The organism is Pseudoalteromonas simplex, from assembly GCF_015278155.1.
Taxonomy (GTDB): Bacteria; Pseudomonadota; Gammaproteobacteria; order Enterobacterales; family Alteromonadaceae; genus Pseudoalteromonas; species Pseudoalteromonas simplex.
The window spans coordinates 1-25,319 of sequence record NZ_JADILN010000020.1 but is presented as its reverse complement, the minus strand read 5'-3'; the positions used below and the strand labels follow the sequence as shown (position 1 = coordinate 25,319).

The 25,319-nt window shown below is 41.0% G+C and carries 27 protein-coding genes; 7 read left to right on the top strand and 20 right to left on the bottom strand.

Annotated elements, in window-relative coordinates:
* Positions 1-367 precede the first annotated feature (367 nt).
* Positions 368-847 carry an RNA recognition motif domain-containing protein gene (locus tag IRQ78_RS20085; protein WP_054564068.1) on the top strand — a complete coding sequence of 160 codons (480 nt, stop codon included), beginning with the start codon at positions 368-370 and terminating at the stop codon, positions 845-847.
* Here IRQ78_RS20085 and murI read toward each other — a convergent pair.
* Together murI and IRQ78_RS20075 are read right to left on the bottom strand one after the other, a co-directional pair.
* Positions 810-1,604 (bottom strand): glutamate racemase, encoded by a 795-nt coding sequence (gene murI / locus IRQ78_RS20080; protein ID WP_166339794.1) that lies wholly within the window; start codon positions 1,602-1,604, stop codon positions 810-812. The genes IRQ78_RS20085 and murI overlap by 38 nt on opposite strands.
* A 66-nt stretch (positions 1,605-1,670) precedes the next feature.
* Positions 1,671-2,789 carry a DUF5610 domain-containing protein gene (locus IRQ78_RS20075; RefSeq protein ID WP_194442964.1) on the bottom strand — a complete coding sequence of 373 codons (1,119 nt, stop codon included), beginning with the start codon at positions 2,787-2,789 and terminating at the stop codon, positions 1,671-1,673.
* A 164-nt stretch (positions 2,790-2,953) separates the two neighbouring features.
* Here IRQ78_RS20075 and trmA point away from each other — a divergent pair, with 164 nt between their 5' ends.
* On the top strand, positions 2,954-4,051 hold the full coding sequence (trmA, locus tag IRQ78_RS20070) for a tRNA (uridine(54)-C5)-methyltransferase TrmA (RefSeq protein ID WP_138601224.1): 1,098 nt from the start codon (positions 2,954-2,956) through the stop codon (positions 4,049-4,051).
* 2 nt (positions 4,052-4,053) lie between these two features.
* Here the strand turns inward: trmA and IRQ78_RS20065 are convergent, their stop codons facing one another.
* The 5 genes from IRQ78_RS20065 to ccoG all read right to left on the bottom strand — a co-directional run bounded on the left by IRQ78_RS20065 (position 4,054) and on the right by ccoG (position 8,348).
* Positions 4,054-4,506 (bottom strand): DUF523 domain-containing protein, encoded by a 453-nt coding sequence (locus IRQ78_RS20065; RefSeq protein WP_194442963.1) that lies wholly within the window; start codon positions 4,504-4,506, stop codon positions 4,054-4,056.
* 60 nt (positions 4,507-4,566) lie between these two features.
* Complete coding sequence (locus IRQ78_RS20060) at positions 4,567-5,205, bottom strand: thiol:disulfide interchange protein DsbA/DsbL (RefSeq protein WP_138601230.1); 639 nt, start codon at positions 5,203-5,205, stop codon at positions 4,567-4,569.
* Positions 5,206-5,223: 18 nt separating this feature from the next.
* The gene (locus IRQ78_RS20055) at positions 5,224-5,847 is read right to left on the bottom strand and encodes a thiol:disulfide interchange protein DsbA/DsbL (RefSeq protein WP_138601233.1); all 624 of its coding nucleotides are present in this window, start codon (positions 5,845-5,847) and stop codon (positions 5,224-5,226) included.
* A gap of 30 nt (positions 5,848-5,877) precedes the next feature.
* Complete coding sequence (locus tag IRQ78_RS20050; protein WP_138619576.1) at positions 5,878-6,852, bottom strand: serine/threonine protein kinase; 975 nt, start codon at positions 6,850-6,852, stop codon at positions 5,878-5,880.
* Between the two features lie 65 nt (positions 6,853-6,917).
* Positions 6,918-8,348 (bottom strand): cytochrome c oxidase accessory protein CcoG, encoded by a 1,431-nt coding sequence (gene ccoG, locus IRQ78_RS20045; protein ID WP_194442962.1) that lies wholly within the window; start codon positions 8,346-8,348, stop codon positions 6,918-6,920.
* A 278-nt stretch (positions 8,349-8,626) separates the two neighbouring features.
* On the opposite strand from ccoG, the gene IRQ78_RS20040 reads away from it, so the two are divergent.
* Both IRQ78_RS20040 and IRQ78_RS20700 read left to right on the top strand, forming a co-directional pair.
* Positions 8,627-8,986 carry a hypothetical protein gene (locus tag IRQ78_RS20040; RefSeq protein ID WP_054554852.1) on the top strand — a complete coding sequence of 120 codons (360 nt, stop codon included), beginning with the start codon at positions 8,627-8,629 and terminating at the stop codon, positions 8,984-8,986.
* Entirely contained in the window at positions 8,986-9,189 is a 204-nt protein-coding gene (locus IRQ78_RS20700; RefSeq protein ID WP_054554851.1) for a hypothetical protein, read from the top strand. Before IRQ78_RS20040 ends, IRQ78_RS20700 begins: the two co-directional genes overlap by 1 nt.
* Here IRQ78_RS20700 and IRQ78_RS20035 read toward each other — a convergent pair.
* The 13 genes from IRQ78_RS20035 to gspC all read right to left on the bottom strand — a co-directional run bounded on the left by IRQ78_RS20035 (position 9,186) and on the right by gspC (position 21,282).
* On the bottom strand, positions 9,186-9,800 hold the full coding sequence (locus IRQ78_RS20035; protein WP_138601260.1) for a YecA/YgfB family protein: 615 nt from the start codon (positions 9,798-9,800) through the stop codon (positions 9,186-9,188). The genes IRQ78_RS20700 and IRQ78_RS20035 overlap by 4 nt on opposite strands.
* 19 nt (positions 9,801-9,819) lie before the next feature.
* Entirely contained in the window at positions 9,820-10,578 is a 759-nt protein-coding gene (locus IRQ78_RS20030) for a type II secretion system protein N (RefSeq protein ID WP_138601242.1), read from the bottom strand.
* A 3-nt stretch (positions 10,579-10,581) separates the two neighbouring features.
* The gene (gene gspM, locus IRQ78_RS20025; RefSeq protein ID WP_054554848.1) at positions 10,582-11,055 is read right to left on the bottom strand and encodes a type II secretion system protein GspM; all 474 of its coding nucleotides are present in this window, start codon (positions 11,053-11,055) and stop codon (positions 10,582-10,584) included.
* Positions 11,052-12,263, bottom strand: a complete 1,212-nt coding sequence (gene gspL / locus IRQ78_RS20020; protein ID WP_054554847.1) for a type II secretion system protein GspL — start codon at positions 12,261-12,263, stop codon at positions 11,052-11,054. Before gspL ends, gspM begins: the two co-directional genes overlap by 4 nt.
* Entirely contained in the window at positions 12,260-13,246 is a 987-nt protein-coding gene (gene gspK / locus IRQ78_RS20015) for a type II secretion system minor pseudopilin GspK (protein WP_138601263.1), read from the bottom strand. The genes gspL and gspK overlap by 4 nt, the downstream gene beginning before the upstream one ends.
* An 11-nt stretch (positions 13,247-13,257) precedes the next feature.
* Entirely contained in the window at positions 13,258-13,932 is a 675-nt protein-coding gene (gene gspJ, locus IRQ78_RS20010; protein WP_138601245.1) for a type II secretion system minor pseudopilin GspJ, read from the bottom strand.
* Positions 13,932-14,306 carry a type II secretion system minor pseudopilin GspI gene (gene gspI / locus IRQ78_RS20005; protein WP_054554845.1) on the bottom strand — a complete coding sequence of 125 codons (375 nt, stop codon included), beginning with the start codon at positions 14,304-14,306 and terminating at the stop codon, positions 13,932-13,934. The genes gspJ and gspI overlap by 1 nt, the downstream gene beginning before the upstream one ends.
* Positions 14,306-14,905, bottom strand: a complete 600-nt coding sequence (locus IRQ78_RS20000) for a prepilin-type N-terminal cleavage/methylation domain-containing protein (protein ID WP_054554844.1) — start codon at positions 14,903-14,905, stop codon at positions 14,306-14,308. The genes gspI and IRQ78_RS20000 overlap by 1 nt, the downstream gene beginning before the upstream one ends.
* A 55-nt stretch (positions 14,906-14,960) precedes the next feature.
* On the bottom strand, positions 14,961-15,380 hold the full coding sequence (gene gspG / locus IRQ78_RS19995) for a type II secretion system major pseudopilin GspG (protein WP_054554843.1): 420 nt from the start codon (positions 15,378-15,380) through the stop codon (positions 14,961-14,963).
* A 78-nt stretch (positions 15,381-15,458) separates the two neighbouring features.
* Entirely contained in the window at positions 15,459-16,694 is a 1,236-nt protein-coding gene (gspF, locus tag IRQ78_RS19990; protein ID WP_054554842.1) for a type II secretion system inner membrane protein GspF, read from the bottom strand.
* Between the two features lie 2 nt (positions 16,695-16,696).
* A complete protein-coding gene (gene gspE / locus IRQ78_RS19985; protein ID WP_054554841.1) occupies positions 16,697-18,262 on the bottom strand; it encodes a type II secretion system ATPase GspE in 1,566 nt (521 codons plus the stop codon).
* Positions 18,255-20,318, bottom strand: a complete 2,064-nt coding sequence (gene gspD, locus IRQ78_RS19980) for a type II secretion system secretin GspD (protein ID WP_054554840.1) — start codon at positions 20,316-20,318, stop codon at positions 18,255-18,257. The genes gspE and gspD overlap by 8 nt, the downstream gene beginning before the upstream one ends.
* A 22-nt stretch (positions 20,319-20,340) precedes the next feature.
* Complete coding sequence (gene gspC, locus IRQ78_RS19975; RefSeq protein ID WP_054554839.1) at positions 20,341-21,282, bottom strand: type II secretion system protein GspC; 942 nt, start codon at positions 21,280-21,282, stop codon at positions 20,341-20,343.
* A gap of 206 nt (positions 21,283-21,488) precedes the next feature.
* Between gspC and hslR the strand changes: the two genes are divergently transcribed.
* The 3 genes from hslR to IRQ78_RS19960 all read left to right on the top strand — a co-directional run bounded on the left by hslR (position 21,489) and on the right by IRQ78_RS19960 (position 24,585).
* Positions 21,489-21,911, top strand: a complete 423-nt coding sequence (gene hslR / locus IRQ78_RS19970) for a ribosome-associated heat shock protein Hsp15 (protein WP_138601251.1) — start codon at positions 21,489-21,491, stop codon at positions 21,909-21,911.
* A gap of 12 nt (positions 21,912-21,923) precedes the next feature.
* Positions 21,924-22,769 (top strand): Hsp33 family molecular chaperone HslO, encoded by an 846-nt coding sequence (gene hslO, locus IRQ78_RS19965; protein WP_054554862.1) that lies wholly within the window; start codon positions 21,924-21,926, stop codon positions 22,767-22,769.
* A 277-nt stretch (positions 22,770-23,046) separates the two neighbouring features.
* On the top strand, positions 23,047-24,585 hold the full coding sequence (locus IRQ78_RS19960; RefSeq protein ID WP_194442961.1) for a phosphoenolpyruvate carboxykinase: 1,539 nt from the start codon (positions 23,047-23,049) through the stop codon (positions 24,583-24,585).
* Positions 24,586-25,319 lie beyond the last annotated feature (734 nt).

Here is a 25,319-nt window from a genome sequence, read left to right as displayed (position 1 = left end):
TAATACATCCTTAATTTTTCGAGTCAATACTTAATTTCAAACTTTCTTTCGATTATTTGAAACCGAAGTTTCACTTAACTCTGTGTCACTTTGTTCAGCGCCTTTCGTTGCTGCCCGCCGTGTCAGTGGGGTCGCATTATAGGGAGATCCAAAAACAGATCAACACTTTTTTTCGATCTTTTTACTGTTCGCTCAAAAAGCGAACTAAATTTACCGAAAACAGCAAAAACGGTCGCTATTATGGCTGTTTTTTAAGCCAATATTCATAATTTAATGCAAATTTCATTGCTATGTTCATTTAACTCGTTAAGATAGCAAGTTCACAATGTTAAATTAATGTTTATTTCTTGTTTATTGGTAGATCAAAATGAAATTACCCGATCAAAAATCTTTTCTTTTCTCCGTTATTCTTGCTGTTTTAGGTTTTGTGGTTGTTAAGTTCGCACTTGCAAGCTTAGCTTTAGACCCAGCATTGCTATTTGGTGCAGGCTTATTAATTGGTGCTTTAGTTATTGCAGCACTTTCATCAGCGTCAAGTGAGGAGGCCGAAGTAAAAACAAAAACACTTTATGTTGGCAACCTACCTTATCGTGCTAATGAAGGTGTTGTTCGTGCTTTATTCGAAGAACAAGGCAAAGTTTTCAATGTACGTTTATTAAAAGATAAAAATACAGGTAAACGTCGTGGCTTTGGTTTTGTTGAAATGGCTGAAGCTGATGCAGATAAAGCAATCAATCAATTAAATGATAGCGAATTCCAACAACGTACTTTAAAAGTGCGTGAAGCAAAACAAAAACAAGAGAACGAAGCTAACAGCTTTCGTGAGGGATCTGATCAGTCAGCGTAATAAGCTCAACGCTTAATTGCGAATGACCAATAGGAGCCGTTGCATAATAGTGCAGCGGCTTTTTTTTATCTGTAGTAAGAGTAAAGCCTCGTAGAGCAATTAAACTTTCAACGCGCTTAGCAATCGCTTTGCCTGAGTCAATAAGGAAGATCTGTTGTTTATAGTAGTCACTAATCGCGCTGGCTAGTAATGGAAAGTGTGTACAGCCAAGTACCAGAACATCTATATCTTCTGCTATCGCTAAATTACTCAATACTTTCTCAAGCTTTGCTTTATTGATTTTCTGCGTATGAAATAGTGTTTCTGCAATTTCTACCAGCTCAGTTGAGCCATATAAGCTGACTTGTGTGTCTTGGCTATGAGTACTAATTAAATTTGCAGTATAGCGACTCTTGATGGTTGATGGTGTTGCCAGTAAACCAATATGTTTGCTGTTACTTATAGCGCAAGCAGGTTTTATTGCAGGTACTACCCCGACAACTTCTATACTTGTGTGCTGACGAATAGTATCTAAGGCAGAGGTAGAGGCGGTATTACACGCAATAACTAGAATATCAACGTGTAAGTTTGCTGTCTCGATAAACTGTAGTAGCGCTAAAAGGCGGGCTATGATCGTTTGCTGACTTTGCGCGCCATAGGGCAATAAAGCATTGTCCATAAAATAACTATAATCAGCATCTGGGATCAATGCTTGGATCTGTTCAAGTACGGTTGTTCCACCTATACCAGAATCAAACACCATTATATGAACTGACAAACTGCTTACCTCGGATCATCAAAGATCAGCAGTTTGCCATGCAGCTTTATAAAAAGAAAGAAAGGACTATGCCTCTTCTTCTGTTGCCGAGCGTAGCTTATTCATTTGTTCGAACATTGCTTTGGTATAATCCACCAGCTTACTGACTTCTTCTTTATCTTGGTTTAACCATTGTAAGATGCCAGCCAGTTCATTTTGCAAACCAATATCGCCCGCTTTATTAAACGCCTGTTTCAAATCGTCATTAAATGGCGCTATTTTCTCAGCAACTTCTTTTTCAGGAGCAGGTTTATATTCTTCATACCCTTTAATCGCTGCTACTGTTTTGGTTTGTTTTAGATCCATGGTAAAGCCGACTAGTTGCTCGTTACCTAAGTTCAGCTCTTTAGCTTGTTCAAAGGCTTCTTCTAATGAACCAGAGAAGAATGTTTCGCTAACACTCTGCAAGTCTTCCATCAATTCATTGATAGCTTGCTGCTCTTGCTCATTTAAATCACCATTGACCGACATCGAGAATGATAAATCACGTGATTGCGAAGACTCACTGACAAAGGCTTCGTTGTCGCCATTTTTGCTATAACTGCTTGCAGACTTACTTTCGTATGCATCAGCAAAGCTAATACTTACTTCGTCACCTTCAGCGGTGGTGAAAGTGTACTCTGCGTTATTACTTAAACTGATGTATTGAGCTTGGCTAACTGAAACCGCATTAGGTTTAGGATTGAACAAGTCTTCTTCTAATTCATCAATACCTTTAAAGATACCTTCTTTAGACTTTTCGATACCCTCTTCGATGTCATCGTTAAGAATACCTGACTCTTTAAGCTCATCATACGCATCGTCGATGCCCATTTGCACACCTTTACGTGCATCACCTAGCATGCCTTTGAGTTTTTCATCATCAGCACCATCGGCTTTTGCTTTACGAAGTGCACCGCCAACAAAGTCGAGTACGTTTTTCACGATCTCTTCAAAGTCGAACAAGGGTTTATCTTTTTTCTCTTCGGCTTTAGGTAAACCAAGTGCCTCAGCAAGTTTATCATCAAGAACTTTTGCCGCGAGCTCACGACCGCGTTGTTGATAACTATCTTGACGATTTTGAATGGTAGGCTGCTGCAGAGCCTGTTTACCATTGTATTTATTCACATTTGTATTAGGCATATAGCCTAGGTTGCCAATTTTCATGATCCGACTCCATGTTATGGTTAACTCATTATCGGCCAAAAACCAAAGAACTTAAGTTTTTTGTATAAAAAAACGACACTAAAATAAATAACAAAACTAGACAAATCCTCAGCGCTCCCTACAATAGCGCCGTTATAAAGCTAAGAGATAAAAGGTAATCAGCCATGGCGGTTATAAAAATTGATACAACTCAATATGATGCACAATTGAGTGAAAAAGAGCAGCGCATCACCTCACAGTTTCGACGTTTTGGGGTCGAAAAATTAGAAGTGTTCGGCTCTGATCCTATTCATTACCGCCAACGTGCAGAGTTTCGTGTTTGGCATGAAGGTGAAGACCTGTTTCACATCATGTTTGATCAACAAACTAAAGAAAAGATCCGCGTAGATGAGTTTGACCCTGCAGCACCTTTAGTGGGTGAAGTGATGCAAGCGATGATCGAAAACTTAAAAGACAATGAAGTTCTGCGCCGTAAGCTGTTTCAAATCGATTACCTTTCAAGCTTAAGTGGCGAGATCCTTGTTAGCTTGTTGTATCACAAACAACTAGATGAGCAGTGGCTACAAGCAATTAAAGAGCTTAAAGCAAAACTGAGCACACAGTTTAAGATTGATTTTATTGGCCGTGCTCGTAAGCAAAAAGAAGTGATTGGTAATGACTATGTTATCGAGCGTTTAAACGTAAACGGTAAAGAGCTTATTTATCAGCAAGTCGAAAATAGCTTTACGCAACCGAATGCGAAAGTAAACATCAAGATGCTAGAGTGGGCACAAGCGCTTTGCCAACCCCTTAATAATGACTTACTGGAGTTATATTGTGGAAATGGTAACTTTTCGATTGCTCTTGCGGGTTCATTCGACCGGGTATTAGCCACTGAGATATCAAAATCATCGGTTTACTCAGCACAATACAATATTGCACAAAACAAGGTTGAGAACTTAGATATCATTCGTATGTCGAGTGAAGAGTTCACTCAAGCAATGAAAGGCGAACGTACCTTCTCTCGTTTAGATGGCATAGACCTGAAAAGCTATAACTGCCAAACAATCTTGGTGGATCCACCACGTGCTGGAATGGACACGCTAACTTGTGACCTAGTTGCGAACTACGACAACATTATTTATATCTCGTGTAATCCCGATACCCTAGAACGTGACCTTGATCACTTATGCAAAACCCATGAAGTAAAACGTTTTGCAATTTTTGATCAATTCCCTTACACCCATCACATTGAATCAGGTGTGTTTTTACAACGTAAATAAAATCACTCTGCCAGCGCAGCAAATAGCGCTGGCAACTGCTGCTCGCTGAATACAGCTATACCATTGTCAGTTAACAGCTTTGCAGTTAACCCCATCCCTGAAATTTTCTTTCCTGAATGACTACCATCGTAAATAGTATTGCGACCACATGACGGGCTTGATTCTTTTAACAACGCATAGCGAATGCCCTGTTTTTTGCAAAGTTTAAGTGCTTGTTCTGCGCCATCAGCAAACTGCACTGTGACATCTTGCGCATCTTTGGTAAGTACTCTACCCACTTTGATTTCTGCAGGCGGCCTTGGTGTAGGTAAGCCACCAGCTACTTCAGGGCAGAATGCAACGAGCCTTCCTTGCTGTTTAAGAGTTTCTAAACCAGGATGGAGTAAGTTTTGCGATTGCCCGTCATAACGAACAGGGTTTCCTAACAAACAGCTTGAAACTAATAGTTTTTGCATTTGCTTTACTAATAAAAAAGCTCCGCGAACGGAGCTTTGAATTAAATTTAACTAATTAGCTTATTTATCAGCTAGGTAGTTAATTAAATCTGCCATGCTCTTTGCATCACTGATGCCTGAGTCCGCACCTAAGATTAAGCGATATTTACCATTAACAATAAAAGTTGGAACGCCTTTTAAAGCACCTTTTTGTTGGTAGTATTCTTGGTCGCGTTTCATTTTAGACGCCATAGTACGTACAGAAAAGCTGTTGTAGTACTTATCAAAATCTTCAGCCGATACACCTTGTGAAACAAAGATGTCTTTCATATCAGCTAGTTCGTTAATACGAGCACGCTTACCGTGAATATGATTAAACACAGCGGCTACTAACGCGTCTTTCTGTGGTAACACATTAGCCGTCGCATAACCTTGCGCTAAGATGGTTTGAATTTCTGGGTCACGAGGACCTGAAAAGTCAACATGGCTCTTTTTGAATTTAACGCCATCTTTAAGAAGTGTTTTAAGCTCTTTCACAACTGGCTCGAAGTTATTACAGTGTGGGCAGTAGAATGAGAAGAACTCTTTTACTTCTGGCTTTTTAGAAGCGCGTGCATCAATCGTTTCATAATGCTTACCTTCTTCATATTGAGCAGCTGAGGCATTTGCCGCTAAACCTAGCGTGGCAGCCATTAATACAGCTTTTACTAACTTGATCATTACTTCTTTACTCCAAAATTATTGTTTTAATAAAAATTCGACTAATTCATCAAGCATCTGCTGGCTCTTGATGGTATTTAAATTAATTTTGTATTTATCATTGACGATAAAAGTTGGTACACCTGTTAAGGCGCCCATGTCTGAATATTTTTGCTGCTTATCTTGCATCGCTTTTTCAGCGCTAATCACTGGCATGCTTGCAATTTCAGCATCAAACACTTCATTACTAATACCATTAGTTGCAAGTAGTGCTTTAACGTCTTTCATGTCTTTAAGTAAGGCACGTTGTCTATGGATACTGTTAAAGATTTGATCAGCTACTTGTTCTGCTTTGCCATGTTGCTTAGCAATTAAGTAGGCATAGCTTAAGTTACTTTGAGTTTGCTTAGACACACCGCCTAAAAAGTTAACATGACTTTTTACAAATTCAGTCCCTTCAGGAAGACTTGCCGTTAATGCTTTTGCAACTGGTTCAAACTGAAAACAGTGTGGGCAATAAAATGAAAAGAACTCGGTTACTTGAGGTGTTGCACTTTTCTCAACTTTTAATACTTCGTATTGATTACCTGCTTCAAAATCAGCAGCAAAGGCCGCAAAAGGTAAACATAAAATGAGTAGACTTAACTTTAATTTTTTAAACATTGTTCTCTCGACTTTATTAACTTTAAAAATTTATGGTAATAATTTTAATGGTGCTTCTTGTAGCGCTGCAAGCTGTTCTTTTAACGCTAGTATTTGCTGCTCCCAGTATTTGTCTTCAGCAAACCATGAAAAGTTCCGCGGGAACGCAGGATCATCCCATCTTTTCGCCAACCAGCCCATGTAATGCACCATTCGCATCGCTCTGAGTGGTTCAATCAGCTTTAATTGGCTGTGATCAAAATCGCAAAATTCTTCGTACGCTGCGACTAAAGTGTCTAACTGTAACAGTTGATTGTTACGATCGCCACTGAGCATCATCCAAAGATCTTGAATTGCAGGCCCTTGTCGGCTGTCGTCTAAATCAACAAACATTAATGCATCACCAGACCACAGTATATTGCCGGCATGACAGTCACCGTGCAGACGAATAGTTTCAACATTTTTATACTGCTGTGTGGTTTCTTTGATCACCAAATCTAAAATAGTATAAAAGGCGTTCTCTAATGCCATTGGCACCAAGTTACTTGCCTGTAACTGAACTTTAGCTGTCTTAAGATATTCTTCACAGCTGATCACAGGTCTATGTTCAAATGGCTTTGCTTTTGCTAGTTGGTGCATTCGCCCAATTAAGCGGCCAAGTACATCAAGTTGATCTAAATTATCAACTTCAAAAATGCGGCCCCCCACACTTGGGAATAACGTAAACAAATAACCATCATGCTCAAATAAGCTTTGCCCTTCGATAATTACAGGTGCAACAACTGGCACTTCGGCCTCAGCGAGTTCAAATGCAAATGCATGCTCTTCTAAGATTTGCGCCTTACTCCAGCGCTCTGGACGGTAAAACTTAACAACATAACGATGGCCATCTTCTGCTTTAAATTGATAAACACGGTTCTCGTAGCTATTTAGTGCCAGCAGCCCTGATTCAGCATAAACACCGATACTTTCAACCGCATCTAAAATTGAATCAGGTGTAAGGTCTACAAAACTAAATTTACTCATAATGCCTCATCATATAAAAAAAGCGGGAAAATCCCGCTTTTTATTCATTCGCTCAGTGTACTTAATTATCGCGCCTTAAAGAAGTTACTCGGCTGTGAAATCTGCACATCAGGCTCACCATCGATAGAAAGTACGAACTCAAACTTCGTCATCGGCTTTTTCAAATCATATGGATCAACAACCAATGACAGTGGCACGTTATAAGACTCGCCAGAAGGTACTGTGAAAGTTTGTTTGCCAATGTACTCAAAGTTATCAAGCCCTTCAACACGAATATTAAAGGTTTGCTGATGCTGAGCTTTGTTAATTACTTTTAGTGTATAGGTGTTTTCAACTAGGCCATTAAAGTCAACACGGTATAGCTGATTACGGTCACGGATGATATCCAACTCCATCGGTTTACGCATCGCAATATTTGCCACCAGCGCCCCTGTTAACACCACTAAGATAACTAAATAACCAATTAACTTAGGGCGCAGTGCGTGTGTTTTGTTGTCTGGCGTTTCTAAGTTGCGTTCTGTGGTGTAGGAAATAAGGCCGCGTGGGTAATTCATTTTATCCATCACCCCATCACACGCATCGATACATGCACCACAGTTAATACACTCATATTGTAAGCCGTTACGAATATCGATCCCCGTAGGGCACACCTGCACACATAAGTTACAGTCGATACAATCACCTAAGCCAAGCTCTTTTGGATCTTGCTTGCGTGAACGTGGGCCGCGGCTCTCACCACGTGCCTCATCATAGCTCACGGTAAAGGTATCTTTATCGAACATAGCTGATTGAAAGCGAGAATAAGGACAAATGTGTAAACACATAATCTCGCGCATCCAACCCGCATTACCATAAGTACAGACTGCAAATACGGCTAAACAAATATACGAATACGCTGTTGCATCAAGGGTAAAAAGATCAGGTAGCAACTGGCGGATAGGCGTAAAATAACCAACAAAAGTAAACGCTGTATAAAGTGAGAATAACCACCAGCTACCGTGCTTGGCGCTTTTTCGCCAAAACTTATCAAAGTCCATCGGGCGTTGATCTAGTTTCTTTCGCTGATTAGCTGTACCTTCAAACTTTTCTTCAAACCAAATAAAAATGAAAGTCCAAACAGTTTGTGGGCAAGTATAACCACACCAAACCCGTCCATAGAAAGTAGTTACTAAGAACAACGCAAACGCCGCCAACATTAAAATGAAAGCAAGGATAGTCAGATCTTGTGGCCAAAGCGTTAAACCAAAAATGTTAAACTTTTGCCCTACCAAATCGAACAGTACAGCTTGCTGGCCATGGAAGTTGATCCAAGGCAGTAGCATGAACGCAAGCATGCCGATAAAACCAATTCGCTGCCTTAACAATTGGTGTAAGCCAGTTACAGCTCGAACATAAATACGGTTACGTGGATTAAATCTATCATCGAGGGAAGCATTTTCCGGTTTCTGGATTTTTACTTCCGTTGGGATATTTTTAACCTTAATCTGATTATCCATTAAAATTCCTCAACGCCACTAGGAAATAATACTCAAACATATGTTTGCAGTAAGAGGTTTCTGTGCCAATAAGCAAATCAGAATACATCTCATTACGTTCAAAGATTTCTGAAACTTTTAATCTATATATTGCATTATACTCAATCTATGGAAAATTTCAGGGTTAGATTTCATATACGAACTTTTAACTATTTAATCGTATCTGCTTGCTTTTAAAACAACCATTTTATTAAACTTGCAGCTACCACCTATTCATTTAGATCAAAGTTTATTGGACTATGAAAAAATTTCTCATCTTAGTGCTTATAATTTTAGCACTTTTCACAATTGATCATCCTTTGATCAAAGAACCTAGGGACAGGTTACTAGGTGAGGGAGTCGGTATGATTTCTGATGCTAGTAAGGTAAACCGAAGTCCTGCCGCTAATATGGCTAAAAATAATATTAAGTCACAACTTAATTTATCAAACTCAGAGCTTGAGTATATTGAAGACACATTCACTACCGACGATAAACTACAACTCTTTCACCTTCATTATTGCCGTGAAAAAGATATTAACTTGTACTTTTATGGCGAACGCTTGAATCGTGTTTGTAGTATTGTTTCGAATGCGCTTGAAGAAAGGCTAAACAAGTAATGGACTTTTCTGCTTTAAACAAAAAAACCAGCGACTCGTTTGCTAAACAACGTAATATGCTAAAGAAGCTGGGCAAGGGTCAAACCTTATACTGCGAAGAGTGTAAAGGCGCCCTCACCTTAGATTTGAAAACTGATCAGCCAGGTAAAGGCGTTGTATGCTGTGCCAAAGGTTGCACAAACATCCTACTCGAGCTGGGTTAGTTCCAGCTCTCATCATTATATAGTTGGCTATTTACAGCAACGACTTCAATTAACTCTGCAAAGCCAGCGGCGAATTCATTCATTACTTCATATTGCTGCTGGCATAGTTGCCCTTCAGATAAACCATTATCAGTTGCAAGGGCTGCAATTCCACTCGCTTCAAGGGTAAAAAAGCCTAAGCTTTGCAGAGCTGTAGCCAAGGCTTCTTTTAACTCATCAGCTAACTGTGGCGCGCTTAATAGCTTGTTAACGTAACCTTGCGCACCATGCATAAAACCTTGGCTCCAATGCTGACATTCTTGAATATCTAGGTATTGTTGCCCTTGCGAGCTCAGCTGTAAGCTCACAGGTAATGCAAAACCCGTCTCGAATACTTGTTCGCTGATCTGTTGATATAAAGCCATAAATGCAAACAGCACTTGCTCATCCATTTGCCCATCAGAACCAGGTGCAACTTCTTCTAACCACTGGTGAACATCAAGCGGCTCAGGAGCACAGATCACCGCAAATAAATAACCTTGGGTTTGCGCCAAGCTAAGCGCATCTTGATGCTGCGCTAAAAACTGACTTAAAAGCTCACTTTGCTGCTTTGAAAACTCAGGTAATTGCATACTATTCAATTAATCCAATTTAAAAGTTAAGCGGATAACGACCTTCGTTATCAGGACGACCAAGAAACTTCGCAGCATCATGCACTTCTTTCGGTAAGCTTGCTTCAGGTTTAATATAACCAGCTACTTTAAAGTCTAGGTTCGCTTTTAATACTGCATCAGCTTCAAGCCCTAAACGGTTTTCAGGGTCTACAAGTACTGCTACATCACCGGATTTACAGCTTAAACGGCCACTTAAAGGACCAATGCTAAACCAGTTATTCATTCCTTTCACATCAATGTTCGGGCTCGCAATTTCGCCGCTTAGACTTTCACAATAAGGCTCGCCTGAACTGTACTCATCTAAATCTACAATCACACGACCTTGCGCACTAATCGGCAAAGGTAGTTGTAAACGTTGCATGGCACGTTCAACTGTTAAGCGTAAAGTGGTCTTTTTCACAGTAACTGCTTGGTTAAATAAACCGTAAGAAAAATCAGCATGGCCTGAAATATCCGCTTTATCACGAGGATCACCAAAACGTACCGTACCCACTAATTTACCTGTAAACAGTGACCACCCCGACAATTGCCAACGCACATTGTTTAATTGCTCACCATCAAAACGTACCTGCATAATGCGCCCGTCCCATAGCGTGCCACTGGCTTTACCTAATTGTAATTGCTTTGGTAAATGTGGCTTGGCTAAATCAAGTGCAACGGCAGCGGGTGTTTTTACCAGCGTAAACACCAAAAAACACATCACAAACACTGTGATTAATAAAATAACTCTTTTCATCGTTTACTTCTCTAGTACCAAACGACTTACACGCACAAAGCCTGATTTGTCATCTTTACTTAAATCTAAATTTTCGATTAGCACACCATGTGAATTAACCAGTTCATCTAACCATTCAACAAGGTTATTAAACTCAACAGAGTCAATAGTTAAACGAAGTGAATTGTCATTTGGCTGCATTTTGCTAATGATAATTTGATAACGATTACGGGTGCTATTAACGATTTGGCTTAAGCTACGGCTGCTCGTATTACGTGCATTACCACTCGCTTTAAGTTTTACAATACTTTCATCAACCCACGCCAACAGCTCTTGCTGTTTTATTGTGTCTTGCTCTGCTTTTTCGATAGCAGCGTTAAGTGGACGAAAGACCCCCATAACCAGCACAAAAATAACAAACACACCACCTGCAACCATTACAAGTTGCTGCTCTTGTTCTTTTAACGAGCGCCAATAATTGATTATTTGGTTTTTCATGCCGCACCTCGTAACTTAATTTCACCAACGACATAATCACCATCATTGTTCAGCGAGCCTTGATCTACGGTTAAGCCACGCTGTTCTAAAATTGCTTTTACTTTACTGAAGGACTGGAAATCTTTGCCGCGCGCGCGAATACGTAATTCGTTACGACCTTGATCATAGCGAAGCGTTTCTGGTGTGAAGTCGTTTACTTCACTAAAAATCGAGACAAGATCGTTAGTCAAATCTAAGAAGCCAGCAGTGCTGCCACCTTCTATCAATGCAAGTTCGCTGCGAATTTGACTACGGATAAGCTGAGGTCGCACTTTTTTATTTGGAAAAGCACGCTGATAATTAGCAACCACTTCTGCTTTTGCGGCTTCAAGCTGGTTATTTAACTTATAAAGCTCAAGCGACTTAACACCCACACTGCAAACTAGTGCAACACCTGCTGCAATAGCTGCTTTTTGCCAATAGCCCCACCAAATCGCTGATTTTTTCTTAAGTTGATAAACACCTTGGCGAAGGTTGAATTTCACTTCAGGTAACTGCTTAGCAAATAAGGCTAAAGGTAAATCGTATTGCTGCGTTTGAGCACTAAGGTTAACTGTATCAGGAAAAGCCGTTGCAGGGCTAAAGTGTGCAACATCAGGGTTACCTAATGCTGTTAAATAGCCAGCAAGCCAATTCGGCTCTACAGCGGCAATATGCCAGTTACCCTGTTTACATAGCCACTGGCCATTAAGCTCAATAGCGCGTAACTGAGTATTGTCATCAACATCAGGTAACAATAAAGCATCCGGCAGTATTTTATATACTTCGATGCCATGCTCATTAAACTCAGCTAGCCATTGCTCAAACCATTCACGGTCGGTCATCGCGATGTTAATAGCGTGCTTTTCATCAACAAGTGTTGGCTCAGCAATCGCTATGAATAAGTCATCAACATCACAGGCTATTTCTTCTTCTAGCATGTAAGGAAGTGCTTGCTCTAACTTACGGTTCCACTTAGTTGGTAGGGTAACTGTTTTAAGTTGTACCTGATCGCTTGGTAAAAGTGCGACTACTTCCCGTGATTGTGCTTTTTCTGTTAGCTCACCAAGTTGTGTTGCATTGGCAATTTCACCGCTGGCAATTATTTCTTGTTCTATTGGTGAGTAAATTAGCCAGTTAAGGCTGTCTTTTAACGTTTGACCCGTACGGATCAACAATATCTCTGTCACTGTACGCCTCCAAATTTTCGCGCCAGTATCGTTACTGTACCATTAGTGGCATGGAGTAAGGTGGTCATCGAAAAACGCAGCTCTGCAAATTCAGCCTGCGTTTGTAGTTTAAAATATTCACTGTTGATACTGAATAGATTTTCAACGGCTTTCACGTTTTGTGCGCCTTGTTGGTTAACCTCTTCAAAAAAAGCTTCTAAATCATCATACCCATCTTGAGGACGTGATGATAATACCGCTTCAGCGCCTGAAAGGCTTAAGCCATCAATAAGCGAGCTTAATAAAATCGCACTTTCTGCAGGTAGTGTATTAACGTTTATTTGCAGCAACTCACTGCCAGGAATAACACACACAAATGGTAAGAGTTTCTCCATAACGAGTGGGTTAAAACCTTTTACCAAACGAAGTTCAGAGGTCGAAGCAAAGTAACTATTTGCCGTCATATATGGGTATTGTCGAGATAAATACTCATCTTCTTCTGCACCTGAGCGATAGGTAATACTATCTTCATCTAACCAATCAAACACACTATCGGCCATGGCTTCTTCTGATTCATCCGTTGGTAAATTCTCAATGTTTTCTAATAATGCCAACAATGCCTTATGTGCTGGGTTCGTTTTATTATTTGGATCCGTCTGCGGATCTGGTTTTACATGCAATGCATTTAAGTTTAAACATGCTTGTAAATCTGTAATCGTGCCACTTAAGGTACCATTATCAACAGGATAAGGAACCCCGCCCTGCTGCGCCCAAATTTGCTCTAAATGCGTTTTATCAGGATCATCTTTTTTAGTTTGTTTTAGTGCTTTAATTGCCAGCTCTTCAGCTGCAAAGGCATACCATTTAGCCTGTTGATGGTTTTGAATATTGCTACTACGCTGCACTTGCACCATTAAATTAGCACTCATCTCAACGGCTAACATCGCAGCCAGCGCCACAATAAATAGCACAATAACAAGCGCCGCACCTTTGGAGCGATTCATTGTAGTCATGACTAGCCACCCGTTCCGCTATTATTATTGTTATTACCATTAGCGCCGTTATTACTATTATTTGTTTGAGTAGTTACTTTGCCCTCACCTGGCACCAAAAACACGCGACGAATTGGCTCCTGTTCTATTTTTTGAATAGTGACTGCAACCGCTTTTGGCAGCGCTTTAATTTGCCACTGCTCTTGCCACTCGTCTTTGTCATCTAAAAATTCAAACTTCAGATCTTCAATATCTTCTAAAATAACTTGTGAGCGCGGCTCCATGTTATCTAGTTGATCAACATACACCCGATACACTCGTTCAAGATTATCATCTATCACGCGGTAACCAACCGCTTGCAGTTCAGAGCGCGGCAGTAGATTAATCGGGTTAATCCAACCATCACGAACAAAGCCAATACCATCGTATTGGCTATCAAGAATATAACGACCAGCCAAAACATACGTGTCTTGAAAATCACCGGCTTCGTTTCGAACCTGACGTTTAGTCATTTGACTAAAATCTTGGTCCATCAAACGAAATAAGGTTTGATAACCATTTAACTCAGCAATCGTCTCGTCTGAGGCTTCTTTTGCTTTGGTTGTCGAATCAAGAATTTGATGGGTCGATAACACCACAAAGGCTAAAATGCCCATGGCGACAATTACTTCAAGTAAGGTAAAACCGCGTTGCTTCACTACTTATCACCTTTATTCAAATAAGTAGAAAGCTCATACACTGGGTATTCAAGCTTTTCATCGGCGAACACGTTAATGGTGACCTTTACAAAGGTTTTATCAGCAGTAGGAACCACGTCCTGACGCCAGTACCATTCAAAACCAGCGAGTGTTTCAGTGCCTTTGACGCCACTTTTGCCTGTCCATTTATCGCCTTTAGCGCGCTGCTCAACCATTACGTTCTCGGCAACCCAAGAAGCATAAGTTTGTTCTTCAATCGACGATAGGTGATTAATGTGCTCACCGGTTGCCTGCATTGCGGCAATACCGGCCATTGCACAAATAGCCAAGGCAACCATCACTTCGAGTAAGGTAAAACCTGCTGACTTATTCATTACTCAGGCTCCATACGAAACTTTACCGGGGCCATAAATTCGCCTTCGATAAAATACTGTGGTTCACGCTCATCTTTAAGCTCGTAAATCAATTGAAACGCACTGACTTCGCCAGAAGATAAAATAAGGACTTGCGGTATTTTGAGCTTTTGCAGCTCAAGTAAGCTGTCTTCGTCACCACCGCTCATTAATTCACGCCAGTTGGACTGCTCTAGCAAGTTATCTTGTGCCCAGGCTAAATCATCAAGGTTAAGAGTGAGTTCAAAGCGCTCATCAACCTTAATTGGGGCAAACAATTTTTCACGGTCAAAAGTAACCCACTTATCACCGTCAAAAACTAAAAATTCAAATGTATCTTGGTCAAGATGAAAGCCCAGCTCAACCTGATTTAAAATCGCAAACTCAGACGCCATATTAATCGTAGTATGTAATCTGAGCGCTTGTTTTTCGAGTTCTTCTTCAGCACCTCCATCAAAACTGTAGGCAACCATTTTGGTGACAAAACCAATCACCACGAGCACCATTAATATTTCGATGAGGCTAAACCCTTTCGCGTGCTTAGCACGGCCAGCCAAACGCAAACGACCAAGGCTTACCATAATAGTAAGCCTTGATGTGTATAAGCTTTGTTCAGTTGGCTGAATTTAGGCATTATTACTTTTCTTCATCCCAGTTACCGATGTCATCATCAGTACCTGCTTCACCATCAGGACCCATTGAGAAGATATCAATTTTACCGATTTCTCCTGGGCTGATTAGCTGGTAAGGATTACCCCATGGATCTTCTGGTAACTTCTCAAGGAAACCGCCATCAGGAAAACGCTTTGGAATTGGCTCAATGCTTGTTTTATTCACTAGCGCTTCTAAGCCTTGCTCTGTGGTTGGATACGCTTTGTTTTTAAGCTTGTATAGGCTTAACGCATCTTCAATTTGTTGAATATCTAAGTGTGCTTTATCGATTGCAGCTTCTTCTTGCTGACCCATGATATTTGGCGCCACAATTGACATGATCATACCGATAATAACCAGTACTACCATGACTTCTAGTAATGAGAAACCTGACTGTTTGTTCACAAAAATACCTCTAACTTTCTTCAAAAATTTATTATAGAGCGGCAGTGTTAGCTGCTAATTGCTCTAGTGTTCCCTAATTTAAAGACCTACAGCCTTATTCATTGCCATAATCGGCTGTAGTATTGCCATAACAATAAACAATACAATTACCGCCATTGAAGCAATCATCGCGGGCTCTAATAGTTTCAGAGACACGTTTACCATGCTCTCAAACTCACGATCTTGGTTATTTGCAGCACGTTCCAGCATTTGCTCAAGTTCACCTGATTTTTCACCACTGGCTATCATGTGTAGCATCATAGGTGGGAAAAGTTTGGTTTGCTGAAGTGAAGCACGAAGGCTCGCCCCTTCACTTACACGTGTTGCAGCATCTTGCACTGACTTTTTCATTTTTTCGTTAGCCAGTACACCACCTGAGATACGCATCCCTTCAAGTAGCGGCACTGAGCTTGACGATAAAATACTTAAAGTTCGAGCAAAACGCGCCGTATTAACACCGCGAGCTACCTTACCAATGCCCGGTAAATGCAGCACTTTTTCGTCATACCAGTAACGAATATGCGGCTGTTTAAGCGCTTGCTTAATGGCCACAGCTAACACGGTTATAATGACTAAACTAATAAACCAGTAGTTTTGCACAAAATTACTGGCGGCCATTACCCATTCAGTCGTCCAGGGTAATACTTGTTTTGATTTTTCGAAGGTCTTCAAGATTTTTGGTACCACGGTACCTAATAATACAGAGACAATCGCAATAGCAAATACCACAAGTATGGTTGGATACACCATCGCCTGTGTGATTTGACTGCGCATGTGCTGACGTTGTTCCGTATAATCTGCTAAACGATTTAAAACTTGGTCTAAGTGACCCGATTTTTCACCAGCTGCCACCATGGCACGATACAAATCATCAAATACATGCGGAAACTCGCTCATACCATCCGCTAAGGTATAACCTTCGACAACCTTTGAACGTACAGCCATCAGCATACGCTTTAAACGCGGCTTTTCACATTGCTCAGCCACCGCCATGACAGCCCCTTCAACAGGTAATGCTGACTGGATTAAGGTTGCAAGCTGACGGGTGATTAATGCTAAATCTGAAGTCGAAATTTTTGGTTTAAAGAAACTCCCAAATAAAGAGCCCTTTGCCCCAGTCGCTTGCTTTTCACCTTCTGCAGCAGCAACGACCTCTAAAGGCATTAAACCTTGATCGCGCAAAGTTTGGCGGATTTGCTTTACCGTATCGGCTTCAAGAATGCCTTTTTTCTCTTTACCTCTGCCGTCGAGGGCACGGTATTCAAATGCTGCCATGATTAACCTTCCTCACGTGTTACACGCAAGACTTCTTCTAAGGTAGTGCGACCTGCAAGTACGCGATTACAGCCATCTTGGCGAATACTTGGGCTATGTTTACGAATGTACTTCTCAACACTTTGTTCGCCTTTACCGCTGTGGATCATTTCGCGAATTGTTTCATCAACAACCAGCAACTCATGAATACCAGTACGACCGCGATAACCATTAAAGTTACACTCTTCACAACCAACTGCACGATAAATTGTTGGCGGCTCAGCAGGATTGACACCTAATAACTGACACTCGCGCTCATCAGCAATGTGACCTTCTTTACAGCTATTACATAAAGTACGTACAAGACGTTGTGACAATACACCGAGTAACGATGATGACAGTAAGAAAGGCTCTACGCCCATGTCTTCCATACGCGTGATAGCACCAGCAGCTGTATTAGTATGCAGTGTTGACATAACCAAGTGACCGGTTAATGACGCTTGCACACCAATTTGTGCTGTTTCAAGGTCACGGATCTCACCCACCATTACGACGTCAGGGTCTTGACGAAGAATAGCACGTAAGCCTCGGGCAAAGGTCATATCTACCTTGGTATTAACCTGAGTTTGACCAATGCCTGGGATCTCGTACTCAATTGGATCTTCAACGGTAAGAATATTACGGTCCCGTGAGTTGATTTGGCTCATACCCGCATACAAGGTGGTACTTTTACCAGAACCCGTAGGACCGGTTACTAAGATAATACCGTGCGGCTTACTGATTAAATCAGCAAACAATTCACGGTTACGCTCAGTCATACCTAAATCTTCTAGGTTCAGGCGTGCGTTGTTTTTATCAAGTAGACGTAGCACGACACGCTCACCAAAGCTTGATGGCATAGTCGATACACGCACATCTACGGCACGACCAGCAATACGCAAACTAATACGGCCATCTTGCGGAATCCGCTTTTCAGCAATATCTAGTTTCGCCATAACCTTAATACGCGACACCAACAGTGAAGCGAGTTTACGATTAGGCTTTAAAACTTCTTTTAATACGCCATCAACCCTAAAGCGAATTACCAGCTCTTGCTCAAAGGTTTCGATATGAATATCTGAAGCACCTTCTTTAATTGCTTCGCTGAGCATCGCGTTTATCAGCTTGATGATTGGCGCATCATCATCACCTGCAAGGAGATCTTCAGTTTGCGGTAGCTCATCTGCAAGCGAGAATAAATCAACCTCGTTGCCGATATCTTCCATCATTTGCTGTGTTTCAGAACTATCACGCTGATAAGAAGCCTCAAGCAACAGCTCAAATTTATCATCAGGTAATTGTTCTAGCGAAAAACCATGACCCGCAATACGACGCACCTCAAGTAAAGCGTTAACATCCAACTCACCGCGGTAATAAACTGTCCAGTTGTCTTGATCTTTACCTAACAGCACACCTGTGCGACGCGCATACGAGAATGGCAACCGCTTAGTTGGCAAGCTAACAAGATCATCACTTGTTAGCAGCTCATCATGATTAGCTGATACGTCTGATGCTAGCTCGTCATTGATTTCAGAAATTGCATTAGTCATCGTTGCGCTCATTCGCGTTTTGTTGTTTTAGATATTCTTCGTAAGTTGGTGGTAATACTAAGGCATCATCCCACTCTGGAAGAATTGGCGCATCTTCTAATGGCATTAAATCAATACCATCTTCTTTTTGTTTGTGTTGTTCGCCACGGATAAAGTTATATTTTGAGTGGCTTAATTTATTCATGCTGATGCCATCGCGAACAATGGTCGGACGAATAAATACAATCAGGTTACGTTTACGCTTACTGGTGCTGGTTGAGCGGAATAAATGGCCAAGTACTGGAATATCACCTAATAATGGCACCTTAGAGACACTTTCTTGCACATCTTCATCAATCAAGCCGCCCAGTACAACCATACCACCATCATCAGCCATAACCGTGGTTTTAATGGCACGTTTGTTTACCGAAATATCTACCGCAGTAGCACCACTCACACTCGACACTTCTTGCTCAATCGTTAACTGAACTGCTGAACCGTCATTGATTTGTGGTGTCACTTTAAGTTTTACACCTACTTCTTGACGTTCAACTGTTTGGAATGGATTCGCATTATTTGAGCCTGTTTGCGAACCTGTGATAATCGGTACTTCTTGACCAACAATCATTGATGCTTCTTCGTTATCCATGGTCGTTACAGACGGCGTAGCAAGAATATTAGAGTTTGTATCGGTTGAAACAGCTTGGATAATTGCACCCCAATCGTTTTTAACAATCCCCATGGCTAAACCATTGATACCACCTAGTAATGAGGCAAGTGCCGTTAAGTCACCTTCTTGTGTTTCAGAAGTCTTGGTGACTGTACCAGTTTCGGTACCTACAACCGTACCTTCAATCGTTTTATCGCGTGCTTGCTCAGCTGCAACGGCTAACGAACCAACTGGTACTGTTGTGCCGTTGTTAAACTGCATCATTCCGCCTTGCTCTGAAATCCACTGTAAGCCTAAGTTGATACCATCAGCTTCTAAAACTTCAACAATGATAGCTTCAACTAAAACTTGCGCACGACGCACATCAAGACGCTCAATTACTTGCTCAAGCGAGCGCATGGTGTCAGGCTGTGCAGTAATAACAAGTGAATTTGAATCAGGGTGTGCTTCAATACTTGTTTCGTTTTGATTACGAGAGCGCGTTTTAGTTGCACCGCCCTGCGCATCTTCTGCTAGTGTTTTGCTTACGCCCTGCAATACTTTTACAAGGTCTTCTGCTTTGGCGTAATTAAGGTAGATAACTTTAGTGTTACCTTGGTTTTCTAATTCACCATCTAAACGGCTAATTAATTCAACAGCACGAGTACGCGCTTGCGCTTCACCACTGACAATCACACTGTTAGTTCGACCATCAGCAACTACTTTAGGAATTAGAAATTCTGGAACGCTTCCTTTACCGCCATCTTTATAAATATTCTCAACAACAGACACAACATCATCTGCGGTAGCAAACTTAAGCTTTACAATATCAACACGCTTGTCACCAGCTTGGTCAACAGAGCGGATAATTTCTACTAAGCGGTTAACTGACGCTGCATGGCCGGTCAACATCATCACGTTCGCAGCATTAAAGTTAGCAACGTGGCCGCCATCTTTTTGATCGCTAAATTGACGAACCAGTGGGCCAAGCTCTTGTACGCTTACATTTTTAACACGTACAACTCGCGTTACCATCATATCGCCACTGGCTTGGTTATCCTCAGTGATCAGCGGTACATTTGACTTTTTAGCGTCAGAGCTTTTTTCAATTTTGATAATACCGTTATCCATCTCTACAGCTGAATAACCATAAACCTCAAGTACATTTAAAAAGAACTGATAATAAAGCTTTTCATCCATTAACTCATAACTGCGCACATTTACTTTGCCACGCACATTTGGGTCAATAATGACGGTTTTATTTAAATTTTTACCAACGATATTAATAAACTCATTAATATCAGTGCCTTTAAAATTAGCCGCATACTCAACAGCTGAAACTGAAAGCGATAATCCTGTTAATAAAAAAAGCGCTGCATATTTAGCTAACCCTTTTTTGATTTTTGTGAGGTGTAGCGCGTGAACCATTCTATAAAAACTCCAAAGCTAGTTATTGCAGGCTAAATTGCACATCAATTTGCTCACCATCGCGTTCGATAGTGATACTTGCGTCAGTACTATTTCGTAATTCGTTTATTGCTGACATTGCCTGTTTCAAATCATTTAATTGATAGCCATTAATCGCAATAGCTAAATCATTATTCATTAATCCCATTTGCTTGAATAAAGCAGGATCTTTACCTGGGCTTAAGCGGTACCCCACTAACTCGCCATCAACCATCGCTTGAGAGACGCGAATGTAGTCAAATAGTTTACCGGGATCGTCTAATACTTCTTCACGCGTTTCGATGAGCGCTTCTTTTACCTCTTCATCTTCAGTCGCATTTATTTCATTATTTTCGACAAGCTGAGGGCCTGCAGTTAATTCTGATTCATCACGCTCTGCTAACACTGGCATAGACACCGTTTTCGTAAAATCTAGACCATCAAGCATTAACGTTTCAAAACGACCGCTAACATCTAAAATTACTCGGTCAGGTAATACTTGAGCAAGCTTGGCGCGAGTGCCTTTAATTGCATCATCGACAACATAGGTTTCTTGTTTTCCTTGAGATTCGATAATAGCAAGACCTGCTTGGTCATTTTGGCTTACAGCAACAATGCCGGTTAGGTTAATACTGAGACGTGTTTCAGGGGCGTTGTTAATGACTTGATTTTGTTTAGCGGCAGACTTTTTAGTTTCGACAACAACTTTGCCGAATAAATTTTGCTCAATTATTTGTCGAGAACTGACAGTCTCAACTCGCTTTGCCATGGAATTAACACCTGTTACTGGCAATGCGCTTGTATCGGGTTCTGGCCATACAAGCCAAAACAGCTTGGATGACAAAAAAGCAATGTAAACAACAACTAACAGCACTACAAATGCACTTAGCTTGGCATGAGGTAAGCCGTTCAAAAACTGTTTAACTTGTTGTAAGTGTTGATCCATAAACTCTATTTCTTATTTTAATTTACTGCTTGATAGCTGGCCTATAGTACCTTTTCATTTTTCATTCAACAAGCACACGTATATTAAACTTTGTAAACAAGGTAAATTCAACGAACAGGGGCTGCAAGGAATAACTATGACTGTTTCTTTGTGATTAAGTTTCATGGTAAATTTTGCCTATATATCAGCAGCTATAAAAGAGCACAATTGTGTCAAAAGGTAACACTCATAAGTCACAAGACAAACAAGACGAATTAAGCGTGCGCCTTGATAAATGGTTATGGGCTGCCCGCTTTTACAAAACCCGTTCAATAGCAAGAGACATGGTGCAAGGTGGCAAAGTGCATTATAATGGACAACGTACCAAGCCCAGTAAAATTGTCGAGGTAGGTGCAGTAGTTAAACTACTACAAGGGGTCGATGAAAAGGTAGTGACAATTGAAAAGATCCTTGAAAAACGTCAAGGCGCCCCCATTGCACAAACCTTATACCAAGAAACTCAAGCAAGCATTGAGAAACGCGAAGCAAATGCTATCGCCCGTAAGAACAACAGCTTCTTTGCTCCACATCCTGATCGTAAACCAGATAAAAAGCAAAGACGTGAACTGTTAAAAATGAAATCAAGTTAGGTAATGCAACTCATGCAACAAGATTTACTTCATCGTTATATATTTGATCAGCTCGATGTACGTGGTGAACTCGTACAAATTGAAAACACTTTTCAAGAGATGATCGCAAACCATAATTACCCAGCACCTGTGCAAACCTTATTAGGTGAACTACTTGTTGCTACCTGCTTATTGACGGCTACTTTAAAGTTTGAAGGCGAAATTGCCGTTCAACTACAAGGCGATGGCCCAGTAAAATATGCCGTAATTAATGGTGACGATAAACAAAACATGCGAGGCATCGCACGCCTTCAAGGTGAAGTAACCGGTAGCTCAATAAAAGACTTAATTGGTAATGGCTATATGGTTATTACAATTACGCCAACTAAAGGTGAGCGATACCAAGGTATTGTACCGTTAGAGCACGATAGCTTAGATAAATGCCTTGAAAACTATTTTGAGCAATCGGAACAGTTAAAAACACGTCTTTGGTTTGCGACTGAAGTAACAGCAGACACAGCCAAAGCTGCAGGCTTATTCTTGCAAGTATTACCTGTAAATAAAGAAAAGTCGGTAGAAGACTTTACTCATCTAGAAGCGATTAGCAACACAATCAAAGATGAAGAGTTACTAGGTTTAGATGCTAACACTGTGCTGACTCGACTTTACCATGAAGATAATCCTCAGTTATTCGAACCACAGTCTATTAGTTTCCGTTGTGGTTGTAGCAGAGACAAAACAATTGCTGCACTAGTTAATGTAGGTCAAAACGAATTACTTGCCGACGTGCAAGCAAATGGTGAAGTAAAAATTAGCTGTCATTATTGCTTAAAAGATTACATATTTAACGAGCAAGATATTAAAGCCATTTTTAATTAATACATCATAATAAAAATTATTATATTCAAAGCCGCCATCAGTGCGGCTTTTTTATTAAAAATAATATCAAAACTAATGATACCGGTGTCATGAAAATGCGTCATTTTATGACACCGGTATCATTGAAATTATTCATGTTTTTTGCCAAATATATGCCTTTTTAGGCCCTTCAGACACTCGAATATCCCTAATCCTTCTGTTACTATTATTTTAGCAAAAGGGAAAACTAAGAACCCCAGAGCTATCCCGTTCAATCTCTCACAATTTAGGTATAAACATGACTGCAAACGCTACTAGTTTTGTTGATCTTACAGCAGCTGAACTTGTCGAACACGCTATTCGTCGTGGCGAAGGGACTCTAGCCGCTAATGGTGCTTTTGTTGCTAAAACCGGTGCTCGCACTGGCCGCTCTCCAAAAGATCGTTTTATTGTTCAAGAGCCAAGCACTGAAAACGAAATCCAATGGGGCAACGTTAACCGCCCATTCAATGCAGACAAGTTTGACGCGTTATGGGCACGTGTAGAAGAACACGTGAAAAGCAACGAACACTTCATCTCTCACCTAGAAGTTGGCGCTGATCCTGAGCACTATTTACCAGTTGTAGTTACAACAGAAACTGCATGGCATCATATTTTTGCCAAAAACATGTTTATCGAGCCTCAAACATACAATACTGCAGACTTCCCTGAGTGGCAGGTAATGAATGTACCTTCATTTGTATGTGACCCAGAGCGTGATGGTACTAACAGTGATGGCACTGTAATCATTAACTTCGCACAACGTAAAGTTCTACTAGCTGGTATGCGCTACGCTGGCGAAATGAAGAAATCAATGTTCTCTGTACAAAACTTCCTACTTCCTGCAAAAGGTGTATTACCAATGCACTGCTCTGCAAACGTAGGTGAAGCAGGCGACACTGCGTTATTCTTCGGTCTATCTGGTACAGGTAAAACAACATTATCTGCAGATCCTACTCGCTTCCTTATTGGTGATGACGAGCACGGTTGGGCACCTGGTAGCGTATTTAACATCGAAGGTGGTTGTTATGCTAAATGTATCGATCTTTCACAAAAGAACGAACCAGTTATTTGGAATGCAATTCGTTTCGGTACAATCTTAGAAAACGTGGTACTTGACGAAAACCGTGTACCAGATTTCCATGATACAAGCCTGACACAAAATAGCCGAGCTGCTTACCCACTAGAGCACGTTGAAAAACGTAAAGTAGAAAACCGTGCTGGTGAGCCAAAAGCCGTTGTATTCTTAACATGTGACGTAAGCGGTGTATTACCACCAGTTTCAGTACTAACTGAAGAAGCTGCTGCATACCACTTCCTAAGCGGTTACACAGCGAAAGTCGGTTCAACTGAAATCGGTTCTACAAGCGACATCGAGTCTACATTCTCAACATGTTTCGGTGCTCCTTTCTTCCCTCGTCCTGCTGGCGTTTATGCAGAGCTTCTAATGAAGCGTGTACGTGAATTCGGCGCTAAAGTATACCTAGTTAACACAGGTTGGACAGGTGGCCCTTACGGTACTGGTCAACGCTTCGATATCCCGACTACACGTGCTGTTGTTGATGCAATCGTATCAGGTAAACTGGCAGATGTTGAAACTCAACACATCGACGTTCTAAACCTAGATGTACCAGTTGCTGTTCCTGGTGTAGACAGCCAACTTCTTAACCCAATCAATACATGGGAAGATAAAGAGAAGTACGCAGAATATGCAAACAAACTAGCTTCTGACTTCACTGAAAACTTCGCTAAATACGATGTTTCAGAAGCAATCAAATCAGCAGGTCCAAAAGCTTAATACCAAGCTTACCCTCAGATTAAAAAACGCCAGCTATATGCTGGCGTTTTTGTTTTTGGTTCATAAGCTGATGAGTTGCGAGTTGCTAGAGTAAAGTTAGCGAGGGGAAAGTTGAAAGAGTAAAGTTTTAAGGCCTGGCGTAGGTTGGGTAGAGCGAAGCGAAACCCAACACAGAGCTATCAGCTTTCAGATGTAAGCGATCAGCCGCGTGGTGTGGTTTTTTGGGTAAGAGTCTCCCTAAGCAATAAAGCCCTGCCAAGGCACTTCAGAGTTGTCTATTAGCAAGATAAAGCTTGAAGGTCTGGCGTAGGTTGGGTAGAGCGCAGCGAAACCCAACACAGAGCTATCAGCTTTCAGATGTCAGCAAACAGCCGCGCGGTGTGGTTTTTTGGTAAGAGTCTCCCTAAGCAATAAAGCCCTGCCAAGGCACTTCAGAGTTGTCTATTAGCAAGATAAAGCTTGAAGGTCTGGCGTAGGTTGGGTTGAGCGCAGCGAAACCCAACAGCGTGGTCATTCGTCATGCACAATGAAGAGATAAAGCTCATTAATAAAAGACGAATTAGCGCAAGGTGAAATAAGCCATTTTATACCAATCCGCAATAATACTTAATCATTTTGAGGGATTAAACCTGTCACTAACGGCGTTAAAAATTTCTGATTTAGAACAACTAAATAACGAAATTTTTGCCTTGTTATCAACGAGGTTTTATTGCCTCAAAATAGATCACTTAATT